We start from the raw sequence: 1,067 nt of genomic DNA, 5'->3' as shown, positions 1-1,067 counted from the left end.
CCAAACGGGTTGCTGCCGTCATAGCTCAGGGTGCCGTTGCGCAGCAGGTCGGAGTAGTCCAGCACATCGCCGCCGGCGCCGGCGGCAAAGTCGGTGATGGTGATCGGATCAGCCGTGACGTTGGTAGCAGTGCCCATGCTGAGGCTGCCGCCGCTGTAGAAGCTGCGCGTGCCCTCGAGCAAGGTGCGGTACTGCTGAGCGGTCAGGACGAAGGTATCGATCCCCGTGCCGCCGGTCAGGGTCAGCTGCAGCACGCCGCCGGCTTCTAGCCTGTCGTCGCCCGCGCCGCCGTCCAGCGTGGCCTGGGCAATGCCGCGGCGGTCACCTTCGGTGCCGGTGTCCCCAGCGTAGTTGTCTGTGACGCGCAGGGTATCGTTGCCTGCACCGCCGCGCAGGCTGACGGTAGTTTGCCCATAATATACATAGCTGGAGCCGCTGACGGTCAGTGTGTCGTTGTCGTCGCCACCGTCGAGTTCATAGTTCTCAGGCAGGCTGCTATCACCATCGGTTTGGTTGCTGGCATAGCCACTAAAATTGACGGAAAGGCTGTCCTCTCCGGTGCCGCCTTGCAGGGTGGCGGAACGGGTTTGGCTGACATCCAGCCAGTCGTTGCCTTCACCACCGTCGAGGCTGGCGTTGCTGTAGTAGCTGACACTCAGGTTGTCGGTACCGGTGCCGCCCAGCAGGGTGGCGTTGCCGCCCGAGACGTAACTGCTGCTGCCACTTTGGTACAACTGACCGGTCGCAGATAGAGAGTCGTCCTGGTCGCCGCCGTCGAGGGAGACTGTCTGGCCGGTGGCGTTGAGGGTGTCGTTGCCGGTGCCGCCCAGCAGGGTGTGCTGGCCCGACAGGGAGCGCGAGGTCAGGTTGTCGCTGCCGGCGCCGCCGTCGAGCAGGTTGGAGCCCTGGTCGTCGGTGAGGGTGTCGTTGCCGTTGCCACCGTACAGGCTGTCGTTGCCGAAGTTGCCCTCGATGCGGTCGTCGCCATCACCACCCAGCAGCGAGTCACTGCCGGCTTGGCCGTCGATGGTGTCGTTGCCGCCCAGGCCTTGAATCGTGTCGTTGCC

Annotated in this window: 1 protein-coding gene; it reads right to left on the bottom strand. The window is 64.9% G+C overall.

Annotation, left to right across the window (positions count from 1 at the left end; genetic code table 11):
* A partial coding sequence (locus tag C6P61_RS15520) for a calcium-binding protein (protein ID WP_146115070.1) occupies window positions 1–1,067 on the bottom strand: 1,067 nt, incomplete at both ends.

It is taken from the genome of Malikia spinosa, from assembly GCF_002980625.1.
GTDB lineage: Bacteria > Pseudomonadota > Gammaproteobacteria > Burkholderiales > Burkholderiaceae_C > Malikia > Malikia spinosa.
The sequence above is the reverse complement of the archived record's forward strand: the minus strand, read 5'-3'. Positions and strand labels throughout refer to the sequence as shown.